Source organism: Acuticoccus kalidii, assembly GCF_021556395.1.
Classification (GTDB): domain Bacteria; phylum Pseudomonadota; class Alphaproteobacteria; order Rhizobiales; family Amorphaceae; genus Acuticoccus; species Acuticoccus kalidii.
In genome coordinates this window covers 1-24,393 of record NZ_JAKGCS010000007.1, presented here as the reverse complement: position 1 = coordinate 24,393, position 24,393 = coordinate 1, and the positions used below count along the sequence as shown (strand labels likewise).

Below are 24,393 nucleotides of genomic sequence, written 5' to 3'. Positions count from 1 at the left end.
GTCATTCACTGAAAATCGGAAAAAAGGGGCCCGGCGCTTAGCCGACGGACCCTTCGAGGCTGACGCCGATCAGTTTCTGCGCCTCCACCGCGAACTCCATCGGGAGCTGCTGGATCACGTCCCGCACGAAACCGTTGACGATCAGCGCCACCGCCTCTTCCTCGCCGATCCCGCGGGCGCGGCAATAAAAGAGCTGGTCGTCGGAGATCTTCGACGTGGTCGCCTCGTGCTCGAACTGCGCGGTGCCGGTGCGCGATTCGACGTACGGGATCGTCACCGCGGCGCACTTGTCGCCGATGAGGAGCGAGTCGCACTGGGTGAAGTTGCGCGCATTCTTGGCGCGCGGATTCGCCCGGACGAGACCGCGATAGGTGTTCAGCGACTGACCGGCCGCGATGCCCTTCGAGATGATGCGGCTCGACGTGTTCTTGCCGAGATGGATCATCTTCGTGCCGGAATCGATTTGCTGGTGACCGTTGGAGATCGCGATCGAGTAGAACTCGCCGCGCGATTCCTCGCCCCGCAGAATGCAGCTCGGATATTTCCACGTGATCGCCGAGCCGGTCTCGACCTGCGTCCACGAGATTTTGGAGCGCTTGCCGCGGCAATCGCCACGCTTGGTGACGAAGTTGTAGATGCCGCCTTTGCCCTCCGCATCGCCCGGATACCAGTTCTGGACGGTGGAGTATTTGATCTCCGCATCGTCGAGCGCGATCAGCTCGACCACGGCCGCGTGCAGCTGGTTCTCGTCCCGCTGGGGCGCCGTGCACCCTTCGAGATAGGACACGTACGAGCCCTTGTCGGCGATGATCAGCGTGCGCTCGAACTGGCCGGTGTTCTGCTCGTTGATGCGGAAATAGGTCGACAGCTCCATCGGGCAGCGCACGCCGGGCGGCACGTACACGAACGAGCCGTCGGTGAAGACCGCCGAATTCAGCGTCGCGAAGAAGTTGTCCGAGGTCGGGACGACCGTGCCGAGATACTGCTTCACGAGCTCGGGATGCTCGCGGATCGCCTCGGAGATCGAGCAGAAGATCACGCCGGCTTTGGCAAGCTCGTCCTTGAAGGTCGTGACGACGGAGACGGAATCGAACACCGCATCGACCGCGACGCGGCCATAGGGGTTCGACTCGCCCGCCTCGTCGAGCTCGCTCGGTTCGCCCTGCTTGCGCACACCCGCGAGGATTTCCTGTTCCTTCAGCGGGATGCCCAGCTTCTCGTAGGTGCGCAGGAGCTCCGGGTCCACCTCGTCGAGGCTGTTCGGCGCGTCCTTCACCTTCGGGGCGGCGTAATAATAGAGATCGTTATAGTCGATCTTCGGGTAGCTGACCGTCGACCAATCGGGCTCTTCGAGCGTCAGCCAGCGGCGGTACGCTTCGAGCCGCCAGTCGAGCATCCATTGCGGCTCGCCCTTCTTCGCGGAGATGAACGCGATGACCTCTTCGTTGAGACCCTTCGGCGCCTTCTCGGACTCGATGTCGGTGACGAAACCGTACTTGTACTTATCGACGTCGATCGCCGCTACGCGATCGATCGTCTCCTGAACTGCTGGCATGACCTTCTCCCTCCGCACGGGTTCAAAGCCCGTAGGTTGGACGCATTCTAAAGGTAGGTCAGGCCTCCATTGGCACAATGACCTGCTGGAGCGCTACCAAAAATCGTTCCAAAGCCGCATCTGCCCCCAATGGACCCGCGCTCATCCGGATCGCGCGACGCGCGATATCCGCCTCGACACCCATAGCGAGGAGGACATGGCTGACGCTGACCTTGCCCGATGAGCACGCCGAGCCGGAGGATACGGAAATCCCGGCGAGGTCGAGCCCGATCAACGCAAGCTCGGCCGGCGTCGTCCCGATCGCGAAGAGGCTGGTGTTGGGGAGCCTCGACACTTCTTTGCCGAAGATGTGGGCGTTTTGGAAGGCTTTGAAAAGACGCGCCTCGAACAGATCCCGCGCCTTTTCGGTCTCGACCCATGCCGCGGGGTCGGCGGCGGGGCCGTCGAGCGCGGCCGCGAAGCCGGCGATCGCGGCGACGTTCTCGGTGCCGCCGCGCGCCCCGCGCTCCTGGCCGCCCCCGCGAACCAGCGCCGGAACCCTGATGTCCCCGCGGCGGACCAGCGCACCCACGCCGATCGGCGCACCGATCTTGTGACCGGAGATGGTGACGAGATCGGCCACCTCGAAATGGGTATCAGCCATGCGCCCAAAGCCCTGCACCGCGTCGGTATGAACCAGCGCGCCATGACGGGAGGCGATGGCCGCGGCGTCTTGAAGCGGCTCAATGACGCCGGTCTCGTTGTTGGCGGTCATCAGCGACACGAGCGCCGGACGGGGATCGGCGGCGAGCGCCCGCTCGAGCGCGTCGAGGGCGATCTTCCCGTGCCGGTCGACCGGAAGGACGGTCACGTCCTCGGCCGGAAAACGGCCGCCAGACTGGACGGCGGGATGCTCCACCGCCGATGTGATCAGCCGCTCGACGGGCGCCTCCTCGCCCCGCCGCACGCCCGGCGAGAGGACCATCGTGTTGGCTTCGGTGCCGCCGGAGGTGAACGTCACCCCGTCCGGTGCGACACCAAGTCTGGCGGCAAGCCGGCGCCGCGCGCCCTCGATCAGCGCCCGGCTCGCACGCCCCTCAGCATGGACCGACGAAGCGTTGCCACCCGCGCACAGCGCGGCGATTGCCGCCTCGCGCGCCGCTTCGTCGAGCGGCGCGGTGGCGTTCCAATCGAGATAAAGCCGCTTGCCGATTTGCGCCACAAATGCTTGCCCCTGTTCGAATCGCTTGATTCGCGTTGTCCTGTTGATAGATAACCGCGCCTCACCGCAAACAACCGGGTCTGTGATGCCTGAGGTTATCTTCACCGGCCCCGCCGGCCGTCTCGAAGGACGATTGCAACCGTCCTCTGACCGGCGCGCGCCGCTCGCCATCGTGCTCCATCCGCATCCCCACTTCGGCGGCACGATGAACAATCAGATCATTTATAATCTGTTCTACATGTTCAAGGAGCGCAACTTTACCGTGCTGCGCTTCAACTTCCGCGGCGTGGGGCGCAGCCAGGGCGAGTTCGACCATGGCGCCGGCGAGCTGGCGGACGCGGCCTCCGCGCTCGACTGGCTCCAGGCGATCCACCCGGAAGCGCGGGGCTGCTGGATCGCGGGCTTTTCGTTCGGCGCCTGGATCGGCATGCAGCTTCTGATGCGCCGGCCGGAGGTCGAAGGCTTCATCTCGGTCGCGCCGCCAGCGAACCTGCACGACTTCTCGTTCCTCGCGCCGTGTCCCTCCTCGGGGCTCATCGTGCACGGCGATCGGGACCGCGTGGCGCTGCCGAAGGACACCCAGACGCTGGTCGACAAGTTGAAGACGCAAAAGGGCATCGTGATCGATCACACGATCGTCCCCGGCGCGAACCACTTCTTCGAGGGCCAGGTCGACGAATTGCTCGGCATCTGCTCCGGCTATCTCGACCGCCGTCTCGCGGAAAAGGAAAACGCGGCCTGATTTGGCCCGGCGGCCCGCCCCGACCTCGGGGCGGGCCTTTTCGTTCGACCTAGACGGCGGTGGTCGGCATCCAGAGCCGCCCGCCGGTGAGGGGCGCCGCGATCCCCGTCGTTCCCGGAAACGTGAGCGGCAGGCCGCGCAGCGAACGCATCGCGAGATAGGCGAACGCCTCCGCCTCCATGAAATCCGACGAGAAGCCGGCCGCGTCCGCGCTGCCGACCTCCTCGCCGATCGCGTCGGCGATGAAGCGCATCATCGTCGCATTGTAGGTCCCGCCGCCGGCCGCGATCACCGTCTTCGGACGGCGCGGCAGAAGGCGGACGGCTGCGCCAAGCGCCTCGGCGGAAAAGCGCGTCAGGGTGGCGATACGGTCGGCGAAGGGAAGGTGCGCGACGGGGACGGCGGAAAAGGCGTCGCGGTCCAGCGATTTCGGCGCGGGCTCGGCAAAATAGGGATGATCGAGCAAGACGGCGAGCGCCGCTTCGTCGACGCGCCCGGATGCGGCGACGCCGCCACCCTCGTCGAGACTCTCGCCGATCTCGGCCATCGCATCGTCGATCAACGCGCTCGCCGGACCGGTGTCGAACGCGATCAGCGTGTCGCCGTCGATGAAGGTGACGTTGGCGACACCGCCGAGATTGATGACGAGGGCCGGCTCGGCGAGCCCCGCCTCCCGCACCAGAGCGCGGTGATAGACCGGCACGAGCGGCGCGCCCTCGCCGCCCTCGGCAACGTCGTCTGAGCGGAAATCGGCGACGACCGGCAGGCCGAACCGATCCGCGAGCGCCCCGGCATCGCCGATCTGCATCGTGAAGCGGCGCTCCGGTGCGTGGGCGACGGTCTGCCCGTGCCAGCCGATGATGTCGGCCTCGGCGCCGGTCTCGGCGAGGAAGCGGGCGATCGCGTCGCCGTGCGCCTCGGTCACGACCGCTTCGGCGGCGCGCAGAGCCGGCGTGCGATGCCGGCCCGTCGGCGCGGCCATCGCATCGGACATCGCCGAGCGGATCGCCGCGCGCTGCTCGGCGCGATAGGGATGGAGAAGGCTCGCGCCGCGGGTGATCACCCCCTCCCCGTCGGTCGTCAGCAGAGCGACGTCGACGGCATCCATCGAAGTCCCGGAAATGACGCCGATCGCCCGCGCGATCTTCGGGATATTCGCCGCGCCCGCAAAGTCCTTGTTGCCTTCCGGGGCGGTTGGTGCAAACGAAATGGCCATGCCTCGCTCCGACTTCATCAAAACACTCACCGACCGCGGTTTCATCAACCAGATGAGCGACGCCGACGGTCTCGACGCCGCCTGTGCCGACGGGATGGTCACGGGTTATATCGGGTTCGACTGCACCGCGGCGAGCCTTCATGTCGGCTCGCTCGTGCAGATCCTCCTGCTGCATTGGCTGCAGGAGACGGGGCACCGCCCGATAGCGCTGATGGGCGGCGGCACGACGAAGATCGGCGATCCCTCCGGCCGCGACACCACGCGCCAGCTCCTCACCGACGAGAAGATCGCCGAGAACAAAGCCGGCATCTTCAAGGTGTTCGAGCGCCTCCTCACCTTCTCCGACACCGGCAATGGCGCGATCGCCGCCGACAATGCGGAATGGCTCGACGGGCTGAACTATGTCCCGTTTTTGCGCGATGTCGGCCGGCACTTCTCCGTCAACCGGATGCTGACGATGGATTCGGTGCGCCTCCGGCTCGATCGCGAGCAGCCGCTCACCTTCCTCGAATTCAACTACATGGTCCTCCAGGCTTACGACTTCGTGGAGCTGAACCGCCGCTATGGCTGTACGCTCCAGATGGGCGGGTCGGACCAATGGGGAAATATCGTCTCCGGCATCGATCTCGGCCGGCGGATCGTGGGGGCCGAGCTCTACGGCCTCACCTCGAACCTCATCACGACCGCCTCCGGCGCGAAGATGGGCAAGACCGCCGACGGCGCGGTGTGGCTGAACGCCGATTTCACCACCCCGTATGATTTCTGGCAGTTCTGGCGCAACACCGAGGATGCGGACGTCGAGCGCTTCCTCAAGCTCTTCACCAAGCTCCCGCTCGACGAGGTGGCCCGCCTCGCCGCGCTCGAGGGCGCGGAGATCAACGAGGCGAAGAAGATCCTCGCCAACGAGGTGACGGCGCTGATCCATGGACGCGAGGCGGCCGATCAGGCGGCGAGCACCGCGGCGACCACCTTCGAGGCCGGCGGCCTTGCCGAGGGCTTGCCGACGGTCGATGTCGCGCGCGGCGATCTCGATGCCGGGATCGGCGTTCTGAACGCCTTCGTGACGGCCGGTCTTGCCGCCTCGAACAGCGAGGCGCGGCGGGCGATCAAAGGCGGCGGCGCCCGCGTCAACGACGAGCGGGTCGAGGACGACAAGCGCACCCTTAGCGCCGGCGACCTCAAGGGCGACGTGATCAAGCTGTCGCTCGGCCGCAAGAAGCACGCCCTGTTGCGGGCGGTCTGACCGCCCCCACGACGGCGCCGTCCGTCAGCGGAACTCGAAGATTTTGCGGAAGATCCCCGGCGCGATGGCCGAGATCGGGTTGACCCAGAGTTCGGGCTTCTTCATCGGCCCGGCGACGCGGAAGGTGACGCCGATCAGCCCGCCTTTGTCCCCGCCGCCGAGGATCTGACCGACGAGCGGCACCCGTCCGAAGAGGTTGTTGACGCCGTAGGCGGGAATGAACGTCCCGTTGAGCGTCATCTGCTGCGCCTTGAGATCGACGGTGCCGCTCGCGGTGCCGCCGATGACGTTTCCGGTCAGGATCGCGTCCTGGATCGTGACGATGTCGCCCTTCTTCTCGAAATCGATCGAGAGGCGGGAGAACGCCATTCCCTCCTGCTGCGTCTCTGTCGGCTGGAAGGAGAGCGGCAGCGGGCTCCGTCCGCTCTGGGCGCTGTTCTTCGCCCGCTCGGATCGGGCGATGATCTCTTCGAGAGTCTGCTCCTCGGTGAGCACGAAGTCCCGCACCACGAGGCGGCCGGTGATGGTGCCGTCGGGCAGCATGGTCGCGTCGACGGTGGTGCGGCCGCCGCGCATCCGCTCATAGATATCCGTCGCCGACAGAAGCCGGCCGAGCTCCGTGATGTCGCCCTGAAGACGCCGATTGCCATTCGTCGACGGGGCGATCTGAACCGCGAAGGAACCCGCGTTCACATCGTCGAGAAGCCCCGTGAGGGCGAGGCGTGCGATCCGCGTTCCGTCATGATCGGCGTCGAGCTTGAGGTCGGCGATCAACGTGTCGTCGCCGATACGGACGCGGGTGCCGCGGATCTTGGCGTCGATCGGCGGCATCTTCGTCGCCTCGCCTCCGCTCTTGTTGCCGCCGCTCAGCCCATCGAGGAGCTTGCGCGCATCGAATGTCCGCGCGTCGAGCTCGACCGCATAGCCTTTGCCTTTCGGCGTCACCTTGAGCTGTGCCTGATCGCCCTGGGAGAGGCCGAAGCGGGTGAGGTCGATCAGCTTCAGTCCGCCATCCTCGATGGCAGCCTCCCCGGCAATCGCCACCGTTCGGCCGTCGATCCGCAGATTGCCGATCGTCATCGACTTGCCTTCGCCGGTAATCTCCCCCTCAGCGGACAACGCCTGGCCCTTCGGCTTCGTGAAGCCCGGGACCTCGATCGTCGCCTCGGTGAGGTCGGCGCTGAAGGTGCGGGTCGCGTCGGCATTCTGTTCGATCGTGATCTCGATCGGACCGCGCAACGCGTCGCCGGTGTCGAAGCCCTGCTTGCGGCGGTCCTCATCGGTGAGGACGACGCGGGCGGCCCCCGACTTCTCCCCGGCGAAGAGCTCGCTATAATTCACGTCGACCTTGAGGCCGTTGATCGACGCGCGGCCGCGCGCGGCGAGCCTGCGCGGGTTGATCGACACCTCGACATTGGCGTCGGCGAAGGTCTGCCCGCCGATCGGAACGGACGCTCCGGCATCCGTCAGGCGCGCATTGATCGCCCATTGCCGGTCGCTGTCCTCGACGTTCTTGCCGAGCGGCGTCGTCATCCGCAGATCGGCGGTGATCGTGCCGGTCACGTCATCCGGCTTCAGTGCCGTCTCCTTCAATTGCGGCAGGTCGAATTTTTCAGCCAGCGCGACGACGGCCGAGACCGGCCCCTCCACCCGCGCCGTGAGGTCAGCGATGGACGGATTCTGCCCCATCTCGCGGATCGTAAACGTCCCTTCGAGGAGGCGCAACGTGCCGCCTTCGCCCGCCTTCACGATGCCGCCGTCGATGCGGGCCATCAGCTTTTTGTCACGGATGCGAAAGAGGCCGTGGGCGCGTTGAACCGAAATCGGTAGCTCGGGCGTGGTGAAGGAGACGTCGGCGAAGGCGAGGTCGATCGACATCGCGCCTTCCACCATGTCGGACGTCGACGGGTCGCCATCGAGTTCGAGGGGGGTGAGCGCGAGCTCGATCGTTCCCCCCTTCACGATCCCGCCGAGGATCGTGTCGATGACCGCCTTGCGCGGATCGTAGGCGACGACCGGCGGCCAAGCACCGATGAGGGTCGAGATTTTCGACGGGCTCAGATTGGCGGCGCCGGAAAGGCGTGCGCCGTCGCTGAAATCGAACGCGAGGACCGCGTCGATGCCCGCCATATCCGAAGCGCCGCGCACCTTGTCGAAATGGATGATCTTGTTCGCAAGGTCGATGCGCCCCTCGACGTCGAACACGTCGATCACCGCGGGCTCGGCCTCGATGTCCGGGGCGTCGAAGACCGCATCGCGCGCGGCGAGGCGGAAGCCCCAGGGATCGCCGGCCTCCGCACCGGGCGTCAGCGCCCCCGTGATCTCGATCTGCGAGCTGCCCGCCTCGACGACCGCCTCGCGGATCAGAAGGTGCGACTGATCGGCCGACAAAGTGAGGTCGATCCCGGCTCGATCGAGAACGCGCGGCGGGTCGAAGCCGAAGATCAGCGTCCCGGAGCCGATTCCGAGATCGATGTCGGCGCGGGTCATCGTGCCGTCGGGCGCAAAATCGGCCGAGAGATAGGGCGAGAGGGCGAAACCGTCCTGCACCGGCTTGATCGGTGCGAGATCCTTCGGAACGATGCCGCCGGCGCGTATCTCGAGCGTGTGGCCGGCGCCGTCGGCCTTCGGAAGTTTTTGAAGGTCGAAGGTGATCGGCCCTTCGGCGCCGATCATCCGGGCGGTGAGGTGAAGGTCTTTCGACACGTCGAGCGTTGCCGACACGTTCTGGAAGACGCGCGCTTCGGTGATCGGACGGCCGGGCGAAATCAGGTCGATCCGCCCGTCGCGGATCGTCACCGACCAGAGGCCGGCCGCCTTCGCCTGGCGAACGGCACCGCCGAGCAGCCTGTCGAGCGCCGGGATCGCCTTGGCCGGATTGGGAAGTCCCACCGCGCGACGCGGCGCGGCGTCGTCCGGTCTTGCCGGGCTCGACGGGTCGAGGTGCAGCATGGGTGCGTCGATCACCAGCTCGCGCCGCCCCCCGAAGAGGCCCTGCGACATCGCGACCTCCTCGATCGAGGCCGAGACGCGCGGCGTGTGCGCGCGAAGGTTGCGCACGAAGAGGCGGATACGGCCCGCACCGATCTGGACGGAGACGCTGTCGACCCGCGCCGGCGCGCCGATCTGCTCGGCAAGCGCCTGCTCCAACAGTCCGTTCAATGGCAAGGCGAGCGGCGCGACCGTCACCCGTACGACGACCGCGGCCACCATGAACACGGTGGACAAGAGGACGAGCCGGACGGTGCCGAGCGCAAGGACGCGCCGGATCACGGCTTTAACCCTGCCGATCGTGCGCCTCCCTTCTACACCCAACACCATGACGACGCCCTACCCTACGCATGGATTGCCCAGTATGAGGCTCCGATGAACGATCAACGGGAGACAGACTGATGAGCGACCTCGTCGAAGGGGCACACGCGCCGGACTTCACCGTTCCCGGCGACAACGCAAGTGAAATCTCGCTTTCTGCCCTCAAGGGCCAGCCGGTCGTCCTCTATTTTTACCCGAAAGACAACACGACCGGGTGCACGAATGAGGCGAACGACTTTAACGCGCTCTCGGACGCATTCCAAAAATCAAACGTTGCGATCATCGGTGTGTCCCCCGATTCGGTTGCAAGTCACGACAAGTTCAAGGCGAAGCTCGGATTGGGTTACGCACTCGCGGCCGACACCGAGCACCAGGTTGCCGACGCGTATGGAGTCTGGGTCGAGAAGCAAAATTATGGCCGGAAATATATGGGTGTGGAGCGCACCACATTCCTGATCGACAAGGATGGTAGGATTGCGCGGATCTGGCGCAAGGTGAAGGTCGCGGGCCACGCCGAATCGGTTCTCGAGGCGGCCCGCGCGCTCTGACGACGACTGAGGACGGCGCAGCCTTATCAAGCGAGGCGGAGACAGTGGCGACGATGACGGGTCGGGTGTGACACGGCGATGAGTTCGGAGCGGCCCTTCGCGTCCCTCGCGGACGCTGCGGCGCTGATCGTCGCGACGCCGGATCCGGCCGAAAAAGCGCGCCTCACGTGCCTTGCACGCAACGCGTGGATGGCGCGCACCCTGTCACGCCGCCGGCCGACGCTCGACCGGCCGATGCCGGACCGTCCGGGTCGGCCGGAGCGTCCCGCGCTGCTTGCCCCGCGCGAAATGCCCCGCCGCTCGTTGAACAGCGAGAAGGGCCGCGTCGCCTTCCTCCACGCGATCGCGCACATTGAGCTGAACGCCATGGACCTCGCCTGGGACATCGTCGGCCGCTTCGCGGCGGAGGCGATGCCGCGCTCCTTCTTCGACCAATGGGTGCGCGTCGGCTTCGAGGAGGCGACCCATTACGGGCTGCTGAGCGATCGGCTCGCCGTCTTCGGCGCCCGCTATGGCGACCTTCCGGCCCATGACGGCCTCTGGCAGGCGGCCGAGGCGACGGGGAAAGACCTTTCCGCCCGGCTCGCCATCGTCCCTCTCGTCCTCGAAGCGCGCGGGCTCGACGTGACGCCGTCGATGATCACGACGTTCGCGGAGGCGGGCGACCACGAGACCGCCGCCGTCCTGAGGCGGATCTATGAGGACGAAAAAGGCCACGTCTATGTCGGCGCGTCCTGGTTCCGCTATCTGTGCGACCGCGAGGGGCGCGCGGCCGAGCCGGCCTTCCATCATCTCGTGCGGACCCATTTTCGTGGTGCGCTGAAACCGCCCTTCAACGACAAGGCCCGATCCGCGGCGTGCCTGACGCCGGGTTTTTACCGCCCGTTGGAGACGATCCGCACATGAAATGGGGCCCGCTCGCCGCTCTCATCGTGATGCTCGGCGCACCGGCCCTTGCCCAACCCATCCCGACGCCCGCCGCCAATCCGCAGCGCGACGCCGATCCGCAGCGCGATGGCGAAGCGGAGGCGCGTCCGCCGGCTCCCGATGCCGCGCCCTCCGATACGGCGGACGCGGCCGAAGACGCCGCCAAAGACGCTGAGACGACCGCCGACACGCCCCCCGCCCATTCGGAGCGCAGCCTCGCCGCGGCCGCAACTCCTCCGTCGGATGCGCCGCCGATCGACCCGTCTCAAACCGACGACGCGGCGGAGCGGCCGGAGGCGAACCCGTTGCGTCTCGCCCCGTCGCCGGGCGCGACGGCCGCGATCAGCGCCGCCTTCGCCTTCTTCGCCACCGAAACGGTCGTCCCCAGAAAGAAGCCCGATCCGCCGCCCCAGCGGGTGAAACCGACCCTTGCCTCGGTCAATCCGAAGGAGACCGTCGCCTCCGCCGGAGACGGTTCATGCGAGAGCGCGATCGCGAGCCTCGGCGTCAGCTTCACCGTCCTCGCGCCGATCAGCCAGGGCGCATGCGGCGCGCCGCGTCCGCTCAAGGTCACCAAGATCCGCGGCATCACGCTCCAGCCCGCCGCGACGATGCGATGCGAGACGGCGCGCGCCGCCGCCGAATGGGTGCGCGACGGTCTCGCCCCCGCCGCGCAGCGCCACTTCAAGACCGCGCCGGAGACCATCTTCGTCGCCGCGAGCTATAGCTGCCGCAACCGGCGCAATGGGCGCGGGCCGTCGAGCCGGCTCAGCGAGCACGCGCTCGCCAACGCGCTCGACGTCCGGTCGATCGCCTTTGCGAACGGTGAGTCGATGTCGGTCGCCCCCAAGGGCCCCGGCCGCTCCGCGACGGTCGCCGCCTTCCAGGCCGAGATTCGCGCCAAGGGCTGCGACGCCTTCAAGACCGTCCTCGGCCCCCTCTCCGATCCCGCCCATCACGACCATCTGCATTTCGACCTCGCCCAGCGTCGCAACGGCAGCAAATACTGCAAGTGACACCGCCTCTCGGAGCGTGGCCTCGCCGCAATCCCCGCTTCTGGCGCACCGGCGATATCCCATTTGTTGGGCGCGACACATTGCAGCGCTAGCGAGATTGTGGTGCATCCCCGGTGACAGGGGCTCATCCACGTCCCCGATCCCATCATCGCCGGGCGAACGCCGCGTCGCCCGCCACTCGCTTTTCGGCGCGACCCTTGCCAACCGTCGGCAAAGGCGCGTTGCGCACCATGATTGCCTTCGGGAGACTGCCTTTGTCCTTCGACCCCCATATCTTCCGTGAGAATTGGTTCGGTAACGTGCGGGCGGACCTGTTGTCCGGCCTCGTGGTCGCCCTCGCCCTCATTCCCGAGGCGATCGCCTTCTCGATCATCGCCGGCGTCGATCCGAAGGTGGGCCTTTACGCCTCCTTCTCGATCGCGGTGATCACGGCCATCGCGGGCGGACGGCCGGGCATGGTCTCGGCCGCGACCGCCGCCACCGCCGTCCTCATGGTGACGTTGGTGCGCGATTATGGGCTGCAATATCTCCTCGCGACGACCGTTCTCGCCGGCATCCTTCAGGTGATCGCCGGTTATCTGCGGCTCGGGGCGTTGATGCGGTTCGTCTCGCGCTCGGTGATGACGGGGTTCGTGAACGCGCTCGCGATCCTCATCTTCATGGCCCAGCTTCCCGAGCTCATGGGCGTTCCCTGGCTCACCTATCCGATGGTCGCCGCGGGCCTCGCGATCATCTACCTCTTTCCCTACGTAACGCGCGTCATTCCCTCTCCGCTCGTGTGCATCATCGTCCTGTCGGCCGTCACCATCCTCTTCGGCCTCGACGACCTGCGCACCGTCGCCGACATGGGCGAGCTTCCGTCGACCTTCCCCGTCTTCCTCATCCCCGACATTCCGCTGACGCTCGAGACGATCCAGATCATCCTGCCCTATTCGGCGGCGATCGCGGCGGTCGGCCTGCTCGAATCGCTGATGACGGCGCAGATCGTCGACGATCTCACCGACACCCCGTCCGACAAGAACCGCGAGTGCGTCGGCCAGGGTCTCGCCAATATTGGCACGGGCTTCATCGGTGGGATGGCCGGGTGCGCGATGATCGGCCAGTCGATGATCAACGTGAAATCCGGCGGGCGCGGGCGCCTCTCCTGTTTCGTCGCGGGGATCTTCCTTCTCATCCTCGTGGTCGTGCTCGGCGACATCGTGGGGCAGATCCCGATGGCCGCGCTCGTCGCGATCATGATCATGGTGTCGGTCGGCACCTTCTCCTGGTCCTCCATCAAGGCGCTGCGCCATCATCCGCGCTCGTCCTCGGTGGTCATGCTGACGACGGTGGTGGTCGTCGTCGCGACGCACAATCTCGCGATCGGCGTTCTTGCCGGGGTGCTTTTGTCCGGCATCTTCTTCGCCGGCAAGATCGCGCAGATCTTCCGCGTCACCTCGGCTTTGTCGCCGGACGGGCGGGTGCGCACCTACCATGTCGAGGGTCAGCTCTTTTTCGCCTCGGCCGACGATTTCGTCAGCGCCTTCGACTTTAAGGAGGCGCTCGACCGGGTCGATATCGATGTTTCGCGCGCGCACATCTGGGACATTTCGAGCGTCGACGCGCTCGATTCGGTGGTCCTCAAATTCCGCCGCGAAGGCGCCGAGGTGAATGTGATAGGCCTCAACGAGGCGAGCGAAACGATCGTCGACAAGCTCGGCATCCACGACAAGCCGGGCGCCATGGAGCGCCTCGACCCCGGCCACTGAGGGAGTGACGACATGACGAAAGTGATCGCGCTGATCGACGGGTCGATCTATTCGCAGAGCGTTTGCGACCATGCCGCGTGGGCCGCCAAGCGGATCGAGACGCCGGTGGAGATCGTGCATGTTCTCGGCCGCCGGGAGGCGATCGCGCCGGCCGACCTTTCGGGCAGTATCGGCCTCGGCGCCCGGACCGCCCTTCTCGAAGAACTCGCCGCGCTCGACACCGAGCGGGCGAAGCTGATCCAGAAGCGCGGCCGCGCGATCCTCGCCGCGGCGCGCGAGCGCATGGAGGCCGATGGCGTCACCGAGATCCAGGAGCGCCTGCGCCATGGCGACCTCATCGAGACGGTGAACGAGCTCGAAGAGGACGCCCGTCTCGTCGTGATCGGCAAGCGCGGCGAGGCGGCGGACTTCGCCAAGCTCCATCTCGGCTCGAACCTCGAGCGCGTGGTGCGCTCCTCGATGAAGCCGGTCCTCGTCGCGAACCGCGCGTTCAAGGAGATCACCTCCTACGTGATCGCCTTCGACGGCGGCACCTCGGCGATGAAGGCGGTCGACATGGCCGGCCGCAGCCCATTCTTTGCCGGCCTCAAGGGGCACATCCTGATGGTGGGGCAGCCGACGGTCGAGAACCAGCGCAAGCTCGACGGAGCGAAGGCGCTCGCGGCGGCCGGCGGCGGCTCGATCACGACGTCGCTTGAACAGGGCCAGCCCGAAGAGGCGATCACCAATTATATCGACCGCGAAGGCTGCGACCTTCTCGTGATGGGCGCCTACGGGCACAGCCGGATGCGCACGCTGATCATCGGCTCGACCACCAGCGAGATGGTGCGCGCTTGCCGCGTGCCGGTCCTCCTCTTCCGCTGACCGCCGGGCGGCCTCGTCCGCTCAGTCCGCGCGGATGACCGCCTCGGCCTCGATCTCGACCGCGTAGTCGCCGATGAGCGCGCCGGCGGCGAACAGCGTGTTCGCCGGCCGGATCGCACCGAACACGGCGCCATGGGCGCGCGAGACGGCTTCGACATCGGCCGGATCGGCGAGATAGCAGCGGGTGCGGACGACATCCTCCGGCGCCGCGCCGAGCGCGCGGATGGCGCCGAGGATCTTGTCGAGAATGTAGGTGGTCTGCGCCCCCGCATCGCCCGGCGCGACGACGCGGTCGCTCCCATGCGTCGCCGTCGTGCCGGAGACGAGGACGCGCTCGCCGACCTTCACGGCCCGGCTATAGCCCGCGATCGCCTCCCACTCGCTCCCCGAGCCGACGCGGGCCCGTTCCGGCCGCGCCGCCATCGGCTCGGCGGTGAAGACGGACGGCACCTGCGACAGATGATGGCTGAGATCGCCCGACGCCGTCAGGTAAGGCGGCCGGCGATATTCGTCGCCGCAATCGCCCGGAATGGGACGGGTCGCGGCGAAGGCGGCGGCAAGGCGGGCGTGGTCCTCGCCGTCGAGGGCGAAGGCGAAGAGGCGCCGGTTGTCGTCGCGATGGTCGCGTTCGCCGAGACGCGCGCCGATGATGACGCCGCCGACAAAGGGATGTTCCAGCACCCAGCGGGTCGCGACATTGGAAATCGAGACGCCGTGCTTGCGCGCAATCTCCGCCGCCGCCGACAAAATTCCCTGATAGGCCCGCCACCCGCCGGCCGCCTCGATGAAGCGGCGATATTTCATGCCGCTCCAGTCGCCGATCGTCTCCGGCTCCGCCGTGCCGAGCCAGCGCTCCGACAAGAAGCCGCCCGCCAGCGTGCCGTAGGCGAGGAGTTTCACGCCCCGCTCCGCCGCGACCTGCGCGAGCGGCCCGGCCGCCCGCCGATCGAGGAGCGAGAACGAGACCTGGTTGGAGACGACCGGAATCCCGTCGGCGATCGCGAGGGCGAGATGGGCGGCGTCGAAATTGGTGACGCCGATCGCACCGATCAGCCCTTCCTCGGCGAGAGCCTTCATTTCGTGGAGCGCGTCGAGCCAGGCGGGATGCTCGAACGTCCACCAGTGGAATTGCAGGAGATCGACCCTTTCGACGCCGAGACGGCGACAGCGCTCCTCCACCCCGTCTCTGACGATCGCGGGCGTCATCGGCCCCGGTTCGGGGCACCATTTGGTGAAGGCGAGCGGCCGCGCGCCCTTGCCGTGCCGGGCGAGAACACGGCCCGCGATCAGCTCGGCGCTGCCATAATGGTCCGCCATGTCGAAGGTGGTGAAACCGGCCTTCGCGTAGGCGTCCAGATGGTCGGCAGCGGCGTCGAGATCGAGCGGCGTTCCGTCCTTCTCCATGTCCGCCACCTGCCAGAGTCCGGTGAGGACGCGGGTGATGTCGAGGCCGGGCGCCAGGGCGCATGTTTCGATCGGTGTCATGGTGTCCCGTCCTCGCGCCGCGCTCCGGTGGCGGCCGTCTATCCTGCGGAGATCGTCGCGGCGGCCGGGGCAGCGGCCGCACGCTTACGCCGATAGGCGCGCCACGTCATCGCCCAGCGCGCAGGATCTTCGAGCGCGTCGCCCTTCAGCTGGTGGATCGCCTGATTGTGCGGCGCGGTCTTCACCGTGTGCGGGTCGGTGTAGGCCTCGCGGCTGATCTCGGCGAGAACGTCGATCCAGGTGTCGAGATCCTCCTTGCCGTACATCTCCCCCGCCTCCGGGGTGAACGGCTCCGGCACGATCCACGGCTCGTGGCTCAGCCAGAACGCGTCGATGCCGAAATCGATCATCCGGTTCTGCACGTCGAGAACGCCGACGCCGGTTTCCTCCTTCAGCGTCTCGAAGGAATAGCGCGTCATCTCGGTGCGCCAGACATCGTTGTCCGGGTGGCTTTTGGTGATGCCGCGGATCGCGAGGAGGCGCTTTTCCATATAATTGTTGGCGAGCACGGAGATATCAGACGCCTCGTCGATCCCCTCCGCGCCCATCGCCCGCGCCCAGGCGTAGGCCTTCACCACCTGCGGAACGTTGCCGAAATACTCGCGAATCTTGCCGCAGGATTGCGGACGATCCTGATCGAGCCGGTACCGGTCGCCGGCCTTCACCACCACGGGACGCGGCAGGAAGGGTGCGAGCTCGTCCGAGCAGCCATAGGCGCCGACGGCCGGGCCACCGCCGCCTTTGGGTGCGCCGAAGGTCTTGTGCAGCATATACATGCACGCATCGAACCCCAGCTCACGCGCGCGGATCTTGCCCATCACGCCATTGAAATTGGCGTGGTCGTAAAAGCAGAGCCCGCCCGCTTCGTGGACGATCTCGACCCACTGTTTGATGTGCGGATTGTAGATTCCCATGTCGTCGGGATTGTTGATCATCAAGGCGGCGGTCCGCTCCGAGACCGCCGCCTTCAGCGCCTCGACCGAGGGATAGCCGTCCTCCTCCAACATCAAGGTGATCACCTTGAAGCCCGCGGCGGCCGCCGTCGCCGCGTTGCAGGGATGGGTCTGGATCGTGGTGATGATCTCGTCGCGCCGTTCGAGTTCGCCCTTCGCGGCGAAATAGGCCCGCGTCACCGCGCAATGGGTGTAGGCCGCGTGCGCGCCGCCGCCGGCCTGGAAGACGAACTGGTCCATCCCGGAGACCTCACGCAGAATGAGGTCGAATTCGTGCAGGATTTCGAGAAGGCCCTGGAGGGTCTCCTCGTCCTGCTCGGGGTGGATGGCGGCAAGCTGCGGGCGCCAGGCCGCCTGTTCGCTCACCGGCGCGTTATACTTCATCGTGCAAGTGCCGAAGAGGCTGATCCCGGCCATGCCGAGCGTCTCCTGCGACAGGTGCAGGAAATGGCGCAGCACCTCCGGCTCCGACAGCTCCGGCAGCGCCGGCCGGTCCTCACGCGCCATCCCCGCCGGGATGAGATCCCCCGCCTCGCTGGCGCCGGCAAGGCCGGGCTCGAACGGCGGAAAGAGGATGCCGCGGCGGCCGGGCGCGCCCATCTCCATGATCACGGGCTCGTCCCAGACGGCGGCATGATAGCGGCGCAGGCCGGTCATCGGATCACCTCCTCGAGCACGGCGGCGAGGCGGGCGATATCGCCTTCGGTGTGGATCTCGGTGACGGCATAGAGCGCACTCTCACCAAGCTCCGGGAACGCGGCGGAGAGGTCCTTGCCGCCGAAGATCCCCCGCGCCCGCAGCGCGCCGTTGATCTCGGCGACCGTCTTGCCGGTGGCGTCGAAATTGACGACGAATTCCTTGAAGAAGCCGCTCGGAAAGACGACGCGCACACCCTCGATCGCATCGAGGCGCCGCGCCGCCGCGTGCGCGCGGGTGATGATCGCGTGGCCGAGATCGCGAAATCCGTCCGGCCCGAGAAGGCCCATATAGGCCGCCGCGACGACCGCCCACATGTAGACCGAATTGCCGGTCCAGTCCTTCCCCTCGTCCCGCATCCCGTATGAGGTCTGGTGGAAGAGGCTGAGGCCGAAGCCGTATTCGCCGGCGATCGTCTCGGTGATGGAGATCATCAGCGTCGGATATTCACGGGCATAGCGCTCCTCGTCCCGCGTTGCGATGAAGCCGCCGACGCCGCCCCCCGCATTCATCGGTACGCCGAGCGGCTGGAGGGTACCGACCACGATGTCGGCCCCGTAATCGGGCGGCGCCTTCAAGATTCCGAGGCTCGACGGATCGACGCCGACGATCACCTCCGCCCCCGCCTCATGGGCGAGGCGCGCGATCTCCGCCCCCTCGGTCTCGATCACGCCGAGGAACGAGGGCACCTCGAAATAGACCGCCGCGACCGCATCCGAGAGCTTGGCGCGGTAGTCGTCCATATCGAGGCGCCCAGTCGCCGGATCGTAACCGACTTCGGTCACCGCGATATGGCTCGCCATTTGAGGCGGCTCGCAATTGGTCTTCACGACGCCGAGGCGCTCGGGCGACATCGCCTTCACCACCAAAGCCTCGCGCCGCCCGTTGATGCGCGAGGCCATGCGGATCGCATGACCGATCGCCGCGCCCCAGGAATAGACCGGAAGGCCGACACAATCGGTTTTGATGAGCTCCCCGAGGAGGCTGCAAAACTCGAACCAGGCCTGGTTTCGCCCATGATCCGACATCGGCGAGCCGAACACCGACATCAGCCACTCCGCCCGGCGCGCCACCTCCTCGCAGACCGCCGGCACATGGTGCTGGTACGTGCCCGCTCCGAGGAAGGAGAGATTGTCCTCCGCCGACGCGTTCTTCTTCAGGAGATCGACGAGATGACGCTTCAACGCCACCTCGGCGCTCAGCGTCGGCGGCAAATTGAGCGGGCGCGACAGGCGATGATCGGCCGGAATCTGGTGAAACAGCGCCTCGATGCTCGGTGCGCCGATCGCCTCCAGCATCGCGGTCTTGGTCTCGGGCGTCGAATTCGCCATCCAGGGATGGGCGGTGCCTCGTGTCAATTCTCGCTCCTCTCAGGCGGCGGTCGCGGTTCGGGCGGCATCGATGCGGACGATCGAGCTCATGCGCGGGCCGGTGTGAACGGTTCGGTAGCCGGCGAACGCGTCGTCGAGTTCGCGGTCGCCGGTGTCGACGAAGAGGCCGGCTTCGAGCGCGGCAATCTTTTCGAGTGCGGCGAGGATGGTGAGGTTCGCCAGTCCGACGCGGCGGACGATCGCGGCCGTGAGCTGCTGGTTGCCCCGGCCGAGAAGACAGCCCTGCCCGCCGATCACGCCGAGAATGAGCCCCGCCCGCTCCGTCGCGGCGAGATGCGCCTCGATCTCATGTGCCGTGAGGTCGAGGCCGAGAACGCGCCCGCCGGCGACCGCGTCGATGCCGAGGAGCGACCCCTCGTGGCCGAGCGCGCGCATGACACGCCGCGTCGTCGTCCCCGGCCCGATGAGATAGAGCCGCGCCGGATCGAGATCGCGGGCGATGTCGCGGGCGGCCGCATCGAGCGCCGCCTCGTCGAACCGCCGGGGGGCGGACTTCGGACTTTGGATGACCCCGGCAAGGCGCGGCGTCGCGGCATAGCCGTGGAGTTCGGCACCGACGCGGCCTTCGCGCAGGGCCGCCTCGTCGATGTCCATCACTTCCGCCTCGTGCGTCGATCGCTCCACGCTGTCGACGAAGCGGGCGGCCGCCTCTCCGGCGGCATCGGGCGTGCGGGCGAAAACGGCCGAATGCATCTTCACACCGGCCGGAATGCCGATCATCGGAAGCGCGGCTCCGACCACGTCGAAGATATCCCGCGCCGTGCCGTCCCCTCCGGCGAAGAGGAGAACGTCCGCCCCTTCCGCGAGGATCGCGGCGGCGGTGCGGCGTGTGTCGTCGGCGGTGGTTTCGACCGGCGTCGCCGGCGCGACGGTGCGGACCGCAAAACCCGCCCCCGCGGCGAGATCGGCGCCGAGCGCGCCCGCCCCGGCGAGGATCTGCGCATCGCCTCTGCGCCGGGCCAGAGCGTCGAGCGCCCGCGTCGTGTGCAATGCCGCCCGCGGACGCGCGCCGCGCCGAAGCGCCTCGGCGATCGTCGCTGCCCCGTCGCTCCCCTTGAGCGCCACGGCGCCGCCGAGACCGGCGACCGGATTGACGATCAATCCGATCCGTGCGGGGCCGCGCGGTCCCGTCTCAGCATTCCGTTCCGGAGGATTTGGGCGCTGTGCGAACACTTGTACACAGTTTCCCGAGGCGCCCGCGCTGTCAAGCCGGACGATTTCGCCCCTCAGCGGATATAGCTCGCCCCGTTGACGTCGAGCATCGCTCCGTTGAGATGGCGGCATCGGCCGCTCGCCAGGAAGACGACGAGCTCGCCGATCTCGTGCGGCGGAACCATCTCCTTCATCGCCAGCGCACCGACGACGGCCTCGATCCCCGCCCCCGCCTCCGCCGCCTCGATCGAAAGCCGCGTCTCGACGACCCCCGGAACGATGACGTAGGCGAGTAGGCCCTTGTCGGCATAGGCGCGGGCGAGCGCTTTCGTCGTCGTCGCGGTCGCCGCCTTGGACGCGGCATAGGCAAGGCCCCCGGCGCTCGCCATGCCGCGATAGGCGGCCCAGCTCGAAATCGAGACGATCGTGCCGCCGCCGACGGCCAGAAAATGGTTCGTCGCCGCCCGCATCAGATCGGCCGGCGCCTTGACGTTCACCGCGAACGCCTCCTCCCACACCGCGTCCCAGCGATCGAGATCGCTGTCGACGCCGCCATCGATCCGCATCACCGCCGCGTTGTTGACCACGCAGTCGAGCCGTCCGGCCCACCGGATCGCCTCCTCGACGAGATCGAGCGCGGCGTGCGGTTCCGACAGATCCGCCGCGAGCAGCTTCACCGTTCCCTCCGGCGCTGCGGCCGTCGCGGCGGCCGCCCCGTCTTTGTCGGTGCCATAATGGGCGACGACGCGGGCCCCCGCCGCGACCGAAGCGGCAGCGATCGCCGCGCCGATCCCCTTCGATGCCCCCGTCACCAGGACCGTCTTGCCGGACAATTCGTGCATCATCACCAGGTCTCCGTCGATGCGCCCCGCGGGGCGCTCGTCCTCCGGTCGCCGGCCTCGAATGGTCGGCCTCATGGCGCCCCGAGCGATGGCACGGAGCGTGCAGAATCGGCCGCGTGGGCGAACCCTTTCACCGGCCGAAATCGGCTGCGGCAGCGCGACCACTCAAGCGTACACGTGTGCGCGATGCGAACAGTCATTGACTAACAGTTCGCTGATCAGTCAGTCTAGCCGCCACGGACGAAGGTCCGACGCCTTCCGGCGGCACCCTCAATCATGAGCCGAAACGGCTGTGAAGCGAAGGAGAGAAGCATGTTGAGATCGTTGTGGGTCGGCGCCGCGGCGCTCGCGCTCGTCATCACGTCCATGCCCGGCGCGGAAGCCCGTTCGCTGGACGATATTCTCTCCTCCGGCACGATCCGGATCGGGATCAACCCGAACTTCCCGAACATGAGCGTGCGCAACGATGCGGGCGAATGGGAAGGGTTCGACATCGATGTCGGCAACGCGATCGCCGAAAAGCTGGGTGTCGAAGTCGAATGGGTTCCGACCGAGACCCCGCAACGCGTCCCGTTCATCGTCTCCGACCGGATCGACATTTCCCTCGGCGCGCTGACGCGCACGGCCGAGCGCGCCAAGCTGATCGACTACACCGTTCCCCTCCACACCGAGGTGATGGCCGTCCTCACGACCGATAAGACCGAAGGCGATACCTGGGAAGACTTCAACAAAGACGGCATCGTCCTTGCCAATATGCGCGGCAACTGGTCGGTCGGCTGGATCGAGGAGAACATGCCGAACGCGAGCCTCGAGCTCGTCGACACGATCGCGGACACCGTGCGCCTCGTCGGCCAGGGCCGGGCCGATGCGATCGTCGAGAATGTCGATTTCTTCATGGGCTTCACGAAGAACTATCCGGCGGTGAACTGGCGCGTGGTGAAGGAGCCGATCTTCGTCGGCTATTGCGCGATCGGTCTGTCGCAGGGCAACGCGAACCTTGCCGAGGTCTTGAATATTATCCTCTTTGACCTCCACTCCTCGGGCATGATCAACGAGTCTTGGGAGGCCAATTATGGCGCGCCAATGCTCGTCAAAGTCGAGCCGAACCCCTTCTTCTGAGCCTGATACGCGGCGCGTTCATCGGCAACGCGCCGCGCGTCGACGGGTGAGTGCATGAACTATACGTTCCAGTTCAACGTCGTCTGGCGCGAGTTTCCGGAGCTTTTGCAAGGCGCCTGGCTCACCCTCCAGCTCGGCGTCGCCGCCTTCACGGCGGGCGCGCTGATCGGGCTCGTCTGCGCCGCGATCCGGTCTTACGGGCCGTGGCCGTTGCGGGCGGTCGTCGGCGTCTATGTGGTCTTCTTCACCAACACACCGACGCTCATCCAGATCTATTTCCTCTATTTCGGCCTGCCGGAATTCGGCATCCGCTGGTCGAACGAAGCGTGCGTGCTCATCGGGCTGATCCTCAGCTCGGGCGCCTACCTCACCCTCATCATGCGGGCCGGCTTCCTGTCGGTGCGGCAGACCGAGCTCGAGGCCGCCGCGACGCTCGGCATGTCGGTCACCCAACAGGTGCGCTACGTGATCGTCCCGCACATCGCGAAGACGATCTATCCGGCGCTCGCCAACTTCTTCATCGTCATCCTCGTCATGGGCACCTCGATCGGCGCGATCGTCGGCGTCGACGAGCTGACGGGCCAGGCGATCAACATCTCGACGGTCAATTATCGCTGGCTCGAAAACTTCACCGTCGTCGCGGCGATGTACGTCGTCCTGACCTTCATCGCGAGCATCGGGCTCGCGCTGGTCGGCCGCTGGGCCTTCCGCGTCAACGCGAAGATCTTCTAGATGGACCGCCTGCTCGAACAGATCCCGCGCTTCTTTTCGTGGAACAACGTCGCCTTCCTCCTCGAGGCGATGGGGGTGACGCTGTCGATGACGGCGATCGGCTGCGGGCTCGGTTTCCTGCTCGCCTTCTTCCTCGTCTATCTGCGCCAGACGCCGGGCCGCATCTGGCTGCCATTGCGGGTGATCGTCACCGCCTATGTCGAGGTTTTCCGCCGGATCCCCTTCCTGGTGACGACCTATCTCGTCCTCTTCTTCATCCAGGCCTTCGTCTCGAACGCCTCGCTCTTCTCGATCGCCGTCGTCGCGATCACGATCTACGCCATCGCCTATACGGCCGAGATCATCCGCGGCGGGCTCGAATCGGTGCCGCGCACCCAGATCGAAGCGGCGCGGGCGATGAACATGTCCCGCCTCCAGACGACCCTTTGGGTGGTGCTGCCGCAGGCCTGGCCGGTCATCTTGCCGCCGGCCATCGCCTTCTCGGTCGCCTTCATCAAAGACACCTCCCTCGTCAGCCAGATCGGCGTGTTCGAGCTGACCTTCCGCGGCAAGGAACTCAACAATCAGGGCTATTCGGGTATCCTCGTCTTCGGCACGATCGCGCTCCTTTATTTCGCGATGTCCTACCCGCTGACCCTTCTCGGCCAGCATCTCGAGACGCGTACACAGCGCCGACGCGGCCCCACCCGCACGATGAACCTGCCCGGCCTCTGACCCTCGGAAAGGCGATATTTCGCAGATGTACGATCTTCTCGTCCAAGATCTGACGGCCCGCTACGGCGCCTTCGACGTCTTGAAGGGTATCGACCTCAAGGCCGATCGCGGCGACGTTCTCGGCCTCGTCGGCCCGTCGGGATCGGGAAAATCCACGATCTTGCGCGTTCTCATGGGGCTGACCCCGCCATCGGGCGGCACCGTCTCGATCGGCGGGAAGACGATCGACTATCAAAAGGCCGCGGACGTGCGCGCTTTGCGTGAGGACGTCGCGATCGTGTTCCAACAATATAATCTCTTCCAGAACATGGACGTTCTGCGCAACGTCACGATCGCCCCGATCAAGATCAAGAAGCGCCCGCGCAAGGAGGTCGAGGCGGAGGCGCACCGTCTCCTCGCCAAAGTCGGGCTCGCCGACAAGACGACATCCTATCCCGACCAATTGTCCGGCGGCCAACAGCAGCGCGTCGCGATCGCCCGCGCGCTCGCATTGCGCCCCAAGCTCCTCCTCCTCGATGAGGTGACTTCGGCGCTCGACCCCGAGCTCGTCGGCGAGGTGCTCGACACGATCCGCGAATTGCGCGCCGACGGGATGACGATGCTGATCGTCAGCCACGAAATGGGCTTCGTGCGCGAGGTCTCGACCCAGGTCGTGATGATGGATGGCGGCAAGGTCGTCGAGACCGGCACCCCGTCGGACATTTTCGACGCGCCGAAGACCGACCGCGCCCGCGATTTCTTCGCGAAGGTGTTGCGCCACTGACGGCCGTCCTCGCGACCGCCTCACTTTGCCGCCGGCGCCCTCCCCGTTCCTTTGGAGAGTCGGGTCATGTTCCCTCCGCGTCGTTCCTCCGGAGCCGTCATGCGACCGCCATGGGCCGTGAGGCGTGCGCCGTCACCCGAAGGGCCGAAACGAAGTGGAGGACGGCGAAGCCGT

20 protein-coding genes are annotated in these 24,393 nt (G+C 66.7%); 11 read left to right on the top strand and 9 right to left on the bottom strand.

Going from position 1 to position 24,393, the window contains the following annotated elements; all coding sequences use genetic code 11:
- Positions 1 to 37: 37 nt before the first annotated feature.
- Positions 38 to 1,555 (bottom strand): Fe-S cluster assembly protein SufB, encoded by a 1,518-nt coding sequence (gene sufB, locus L1787_RS03740; protein WP_235707196.1) that lies wholly within the window; start codon positions 1,553 to 1,555, stop codon positions 38 to 40.
- A 58-nt stretch (positions 1,556 to 1,613) separates the two neighbouring features.
- Positions 1,614 to 2,756 (bottom strand): cysteine desulfurase family protein, encoded by a 1,143-nt coding sequence (locus L1787_RS03735; protein ID WP_235707195.1) that lies wholly within the window; start codon positions 2,754 to 2,756, stop codon positions 1,614 to 1,616.
- An 85-nt stretch (positions 2,757 to 2,841) separates the two neighbouring features.
- On the opposite strand from L1787_RS03735, the gene L1787_RS03730 reads away from it, so the two are divergent.
- A complete protein-coding gene (locus tag L1787_RS03730; RefSeq protein WP_235707194.1) occupies positions 2,842 to 3,498 on the top strand; it encodes an alpha/beta hydrolase in 657 nt (218 codons plus the stop codon).
- A 49-nt stretch (positions 3,499 to 3,547) separates the two neighbouring features.
- Here the strand turns inward: L1787_RS03730 and L1787_RS03725 are convergent, their stop codons facing one another.
- Positions 3,548 to 4,714: an anhydro-N-acetylmuramic acid kinase gene (locus tag L1787_RS03725; RefSeq protein ID WP_235707193.1), complete on the bottom strand. Its 1,167-nt coding sequence runs from the start codon at positions 4,712 to 4,714 to the stop codon at positions 3,548 to 3,550.
- Here L1787_RS03725 and tyrS point away from each other — a divergent pair.
- A complete protein-coding gene (tyrS, locus tag L1787_RS03720; protein ID WP_235707192.1) occupies positions 4,707 to 5,957 on the top strand; it encodes a tyrosine--tRNA ligase in 1,251 nt (416 codons plus the stop codon). The two genes, L1787_RS03725 and tyrS, sit on opposite strands and share 8 nt — an antisense overlap.
- A 24-nt stretch (positions 5,958 to 5,981) precedes the next feature.
- On the opposite strand, the gene L1787_RS25920 is transcribed toward tyrS, so the two are convergent.
- The gene (locus tag L1787_RS25920) at positions 5,982 to 9,230 is read right to left on the bottom strand and encodes an AsmA-like C-terminal domain-containing protein (RefSeq protein ID WP_235707191.1); all 3,249 of its coding nucleotides are present in this window, start codon (positions 9,228 to 9,230) and stop codon (positions 5,982 to 5,984) included.
- Between the two features lie 119 nt (positions 9,231 to 9,349).
- On the opposite strand from L1787_RS25920, the gene bcp reads away from it, so the two are divergent.
- The 5 genes from bcp to L1787_RS03690 all read left to right on the top strand — a co-directional run bounded on the left by bcp (position 9,350) and on the right by L1787_RS03690 (position 14,372).
- Positions 9,350 to 9,817, top strand: a complete 468-nt coding sequence (bcp, locus tag L1787_RS03710) for a thioredoxin-dependent thiol peroxidase (protein ID WP_235707190.1) — start codon at positions 9,350 to 9,352, stop codon at positions 9,815 to 9,817.
- A gap of 78 nt (positions 9,818 to 9,895) precedes the next feature.
- Positions 9,896 to 10,723, top strand: coding sequence for a ferritin-like domain-containing protein (locus tag L1787_RS03705; protein WP_235707189.1), 828 nt, complete (start codon positions 9,896 to 9,898; stop codon positions 10,721 to 10,723).
- Complete coding sequence (locus L1787_RS03700) at positions 10,720 to 11,760, top strand: extensin-like domain-containing protein (protein ID WP_235707188.1); 1,041 nt, start codon at positions 10,720 to 10,722, stop codon at positions 11,758 to 11,760. The genes L1787_RS03705 and L1787_RS03700 overlap by 4 nt, the downstream gene beginning before the upstream one ends.
- 254 nt (positions 11,761 to 12,014) lie before the next feature.
- On the top strand, positions 12,015 to 13,508 hold the full coding sequence (locus L1787_RS03695) for a SulP family inorganic anion transporter (RefSeq protein ID WP_235707187.1): 1,494 nt from the start codon (positions 12,015 to 12,017) through the stop codon (positions 13,506 to 13,508).
- 12 nt (positions 13,509 to 13,520) lie between these two features.
- The gene (locus L1787_RS03690) at positions 13,521 to 14,372 is read left to right on the top strand and encodes a universal stress protein (protein ID WP_235707186.1); all 852 of its coding nucleotides are present in this window, start codon (positions 13,521 to 13,523) and stop codon (positions 14,370 to 14,372) included.
- Between the two features lie 21 nt (positions 14,373 to 14,393).
- Here the strand turns inward: L1787_RS03690 and L1787_RS03685 are convergent, their stop codons facing one another.
- The 5 genes from L1787_RS03685 to L1787_RS03665 all read right to left on the bottom strand — a co-directional run bounded on the left by L1787_RS03685 (position 14,394) and on the right by L1787_RS03665 (position 20,894).
- On the bottom strand, positions 14,394 to 15,857 hold the full coding sequence (locus tag L1787_RS03685) for an aldo/keto reductase (protein ID WP_235707185.1): 1,464 nt from the start codon (positions 15,855 to 15,857) through the stop codon (positions 14,394 to 14,396).
- 38 nt (positions 15,858 to 15,895) lie between these two features.
- A complete protein-coding gene (gene gcvPB, locus L1787_RS03680) occupies positions 15,896 to 17,467 on the bottom strand; it encodes an aminomethyl-transferring glycine dehydrogenase subunit GcvPB (RefSeq protein WP_235707184.1) in 1,572 nt (523 codons plus the stop codon).
- The gene (gcvPA, locus tag L1787_RS03675; protein WP_235707183.1) at positions 17,464 to 18,864 is read right to left on the bottom strand and encodes an aminomethyl-transferring glycine dehydrogenase subunit GcvPA; all 1,401 of its coding nucleotides are present in this window, start codon (positions 18,862 to 18,864) and stop codon (positions 17,464 to 17,466) included. Before gcvPA ends, gcvPB begins: the two co-directional genes overlap by 4 nt.
- A 12-nt stretch (positions 18,865 to 18,876) precedes the next feature.
- A complete protein-coding gene (locus tag L1787_RS03670; protein WP_235707182.1) occupies positions 18,877 to 19,998 on the bottom strand; it encodes an ATP-NAD kinase family protein in 1,122 nt (373 codons plus the stop codon).
- Between the two features lie 125 nt (positions 19,999 to 20,123).
- Positions 20,124 to 20,894 carry an SDR family NAD(P)-dependent oxidoreductase gene (locus L1787_RS03665; protein WP_235707181.1) on the bottom strand — a complete coding sequence of 257 codons (771 nt, stop codon included), beginning with the start codon at positions 20,892 to 20,894 and terminating at the stop codon, positions 20,124 to 20,126.
- 309 nt (positions 20,895 to 21,203) lie between these two features.
- Here L1787_RS03665 and L1787_RS03660 point away from each other — a divergent pair, with 309 nt between their 5' ends.
- Genes L1787_RS03660 through L1787_RS03645 form a run of 4 tightly spaced genes read left to right on the top strand, consistent with a single transcriptional unit; the run spans position 21,204 to position 24,219 of the window.
- A complete protein-coding gene (locus L1787_RS03660) occupies positions 21,204 to 22,010 on the top strand; it encodes a transporter substrate-binding domain-containing protein (protein WP_235707180.1) in 807 nt (268 codons plus the stop codon).
- 54 nt (positions 22,011 to 22,064) lie between these two features.
- Entirely contained in the window at positions 22,065 to 22,742 is a 678-nt protein-coding gene (locus tag L1787_RS03655) for an amino acid ABC transporter permease (protein WP_235707179.1), read from the top strand.
- Complete coding sequence (locus tag L1787_RS03650) at positions 22,743 to 23,456, top strand: amino acid ABC transporter permease (RefSeq protein WP_235707178.1); 714 nt, start codon at positions 22,743 to 22,745, stop codon at positions 23,454 to 23,456. It abuts the gene before it with no gap.
- 25 nt (positions 23,457 to 23,481) lie between these two features.
- On the top strand, positions 23,482 to 24,219 hold the full coding sequence (locus L1787_RS03645; RefSeq protein WP_235707177.1) for an amino acid ABC transporter ATP-binding protein: 738 nt from the start codon (positions 23,482 to 23,484) through the stop codon (positions 24,217 to 24,219).
- The last annotated feature ends 174 nt before the right edge of the window (positions 24,220 to 24,393 follow it).